At 59.4% G+C, this 3,044-nt stretch carries 2 protein-coding genes; one reads left to right on the top strand and one right to left on the bottom strand.

Annotated elements, in window-relative coordinates; all coding sequences use genetic code 11:
- Nucleotides 1-233 precede the first annotated feature (233 nt).
- Nucleotides 234-680, top strand: coding sequence for a helix-turn-helix transcriptional regulator (locus tag QZY44_RS29560; RefSeq protein ID WP_295456228.1), 447 nt, complete (start codon nucleotides 234-236; stop codon nucleotides 678-680).
- Between the two features lie 954 nt (nucleotides 681-1,634).
- Here the strand turns inward: QZY44_RS29560 and QZY44_RS29555 are convergent.
- Nucleotides 1,635-2,645, bottom strand: coding sequence for an IS30 family transposase (locus tag QZY44_RS29555; RefSeq protein ID WP_295456227.1), 1,011 nt, complete (start codon nucleotides 2,643-2,645; stop codon nucleotides 1,635-1,637).
- Between the last annotated feature and the right edge of the window lie 399 nt (nucleotides 2,646-3,044).

The raw sequence follows: 3,044 nt of genomic DNA, 5'->3' as shown, positions 1-3,044 counted from the left end.
GTCCAGGGCGGCGCACGTCGTGGGCGTTGGGGCGGATAGGTAGATGATCACCACAGAGCGTTGACACTTTTCCCCAGCGTCTTCTTTGGACGACACACCGAGAGGGGTTCAGGGCCGGTTCACGAGGTACTAGGTCGTCTTTTAGAGAATAACCGCTTTCAGATGTTTTAATGCTCGTGAAAAAAAGCTCTTTCAGCTATGTATGGAGGGCGGGTTTGGTCCATGATTAAGGCATGAACCCTGAAACTAAAAATCCCGTCCTACTTGGCGACCGGCTCGTGGCCGCACGGCGTAATGCTGGCTTGAACCAAACCGAACTTGGCCGCTTGTGCGACACGCCACAAAGCCACATTTCCAGCATGGAGCGCGGCAAGCGCGCCCCATCCATCGAAATGGTCAAAGCGCTGGCGCAGGCCTTGGGTGTTAGCGTCCACTGGTTACTCGGCGGCGAGAACGATGCCACACTGGCGACCATGGAAACCGGCACGGAACATCTCCTCGCCGACAGCAAGACGCCCGTGGGACTCGCGACGCTCGCCGGCGATGCCGCCCTGTGCGACATCTTGAGTATTAGATCCGTCGAGTGGGGCGCGTTGCGGTCGCTGACCCCGCCAGAACCATTGACCAAAGAAGGGTATGTGGCGATCTTGCTGGCGTTGCGGGGACATCGACAAGTTTGACCGTTACGTGAGCGAATCGCGGCCTATCGCTGGCGTTGGTCGGTTGCTTTGGCAAGAAAGCGCCGATTTGCATACGATCTAGTTTATACCTGAAAGCGATCAAAGTGTAAGATATATTGACGTTTCGCAGATCGCTGCTAAGGCTCCAACCGGACGGAAGCTCGCGCGATGGTAGGCTGCCCCGGCTTAGCTTGTTGTTGAGTGCGGCGGAAGGAACGTCAGCCAGGGGAAAGACCACTTATCCCGCATAGTATGCGTGGGTGTGGCACTTCAATTTTGAACTCGCCACCTTCAGATTCCGCTCGCTGGACACTGCCCAGCCGCTTCCTCCAGAACACAACTGCTTGTATAGTTCTGCGTGTCATGTGACACACGTTTTCGAGATACTTGTGCTTGATCTCCATCACGACTTAAGTCCACGGTTATCGGCACAGGGCCGGCCGTTCACCGCATGTGCCGACAGCGACCGGATCGCGGACGCACGGTTCAACTGCACTGACGGGTACGCGGCAACGGAATGGCGCCCACTTTGCAGTGGCGGGCCGACCGGCTGGGCCAAGCCCCAAGACGCCCCGGATCGACGCTCCACCGGAGCAGCGACTCCCTGCTCTCGTCGCTCGATGGCTAGTAAAACGATGCTACGATATGTTGGACACATCATATTATGGTATGACGGTATAGCGATATCCGGTCATTGAAGGGGCACATGGCTGCGATGAGGGTGACTTCGTGACGGTTACAGCGATTGCCAGCAGGCACCACAAGACCCGCGACCAGAGCTCCTCCGAGTCATCGGCTCCAGTCCTTCGAGGCAAGGTCTTTGGTCAGACGATATGACGATAGGATCGTCATACAAGCATATGGTTATTGGTGGCTATACCTCGATAGGTGAGGGCACGCAGGGCGTCGGAGATCGTGGCTGGCCCAGCGGGAGCCGTGAGGTACCCGGCGGTTTCAACTTTGAAGTGCAACGGCAGTGTTCAAGAGCTTGATTTCTTGTGACATAACTTCCTCGGGCGTGAGAAAATCGAGGCATTTTCTGGGGCGCGTATTGAGCGCCGTGGCGATCTGGGTCAGGTACCGCTGGGACATGCCGGAGAGGTCGGTCCCTTTGGGCAGGTATTGGCGGAGTAGACCATTAGTGTTCTCGTTGCTGGGACGTTGCCAGGGGCTATGAGAATCAGCGAAGTACACGCGGATATTCAACCGTTGCGCCAGTTCCTGATGGCGGGCCATTTCCTTTCCTTGGTCATAGGTCAGGGTCCTGCGCACGGCGGGCGGCAAGGTGCGCATGCGACGGGTGAAGCCGTCGAGCACCGCCTCGGCACCAGCGCCATCCAGTTTGGCCAGCAGGACATAGCGACTCTTGCGTTCGACCAGGGTCCCGACCGCACTGGCGTTGCCGGCGCCCTTGATGAGGTCACCCTCCCAGTGCCCCACGACTTCCCGGCCCAGCGCCTCCGCGGGTCGCTCATGGATCGACACCATGTCGCGCAGCCGCCCGCGCCGATCCTGCCCACGGGTGCGCGGCAGGCGGGTCTTGTGGGCCTGGCGCAAGGCGGCGATCAAGGTCTTGCGCAGTTCACCGCGCGGTTGTGCGTAGATGTAGCGATAGATGGTCTCATGCGACACCCGCAGGTTCGGTTCGTCAGGATGCATGTGCTTGAGTCTGCCCGCGATCTGCTCCGGGGACCACCCCGCCTTGAGGTCCTTGATGACCGCCTGCAACAGCGGCGAATCAGCCACGAGCTTACGGCGTCCGCGGCGTCGGCGGCGATGCGTGCCACGACCCGCGCTCACCGCGTCGTAGGTCGCCGTCGTCTGGCTCCGGGCAATCTCCCGCGTCACCGTACTCGGACAACGGCCCAGGCGCTGGGCAATCTGCCGACAACTCAGCCCCTCGTTCAGGCCTCGCTGAATCGTGTTGCGGTCATCGGCCGTCAACTGTTTGTATCCAGTTTCCATGTGCTAACCCCCTCCCAACAGGATATGTGTGGGTGTTGCACTTCAATTTTGAGCCCGCCCCCCCTAAGGCACGGTAACCGAACCAGCGCTTGGCCCAGTCTGCGGATTCCAACCCTGGTGGCACAAGCGGTCATATGATGGGACGATATACCGATATACACGTCCGTTCGTTATACGGTATGACGATAAGCGCGGGCACCCAGGACGGCGCAGACCGGTGCATGCCAGCGGCAACCGGAAGGCGCCCAGAGACTCGACGGCGCAACCAACACTCCTCCGAGTCAGCGGTTGCCTGCCTTCGTGCGGAAGGCCTTTGTCAGACGATATGACGATCTGATCATCATACCATTGCAGTGTTCGGGTAGGCTGGACATCGATAGGTGTGGGCACGCATGGTGT

The organism is uncultured Thiodictyon sp., assembly GCA_903837595.1.
Taxonomy (GTDB): domain Bacteria; phylum Pseudomonadota; class Gammaproteobacteria; order Chromatiales; family Chromatiaceae; genus Thiodictyon.
Note: the sequence above shows the minus strand (reverse complement) of the source record. Positions and strands in the feature narration are given on the sequence as shown.

What these genes read in the sequence shown, in the direction of transcription:
- QZY44_RS29555 (WP_295456227.1), bottom strand. Translation starts at nt 2,645, where the DNA reads ATGGAAACTGGATACAAACAGTTGACGGCCGATGACCGCAACACGATT.
- QZY44_RS29560 (WP_295456228.1), top strand. Translation starts at nt 234, where the DNA reads ATGAACCCTGAAACTAAAAATCCCGTCCTACTTGGCGACCGGCTCGTG.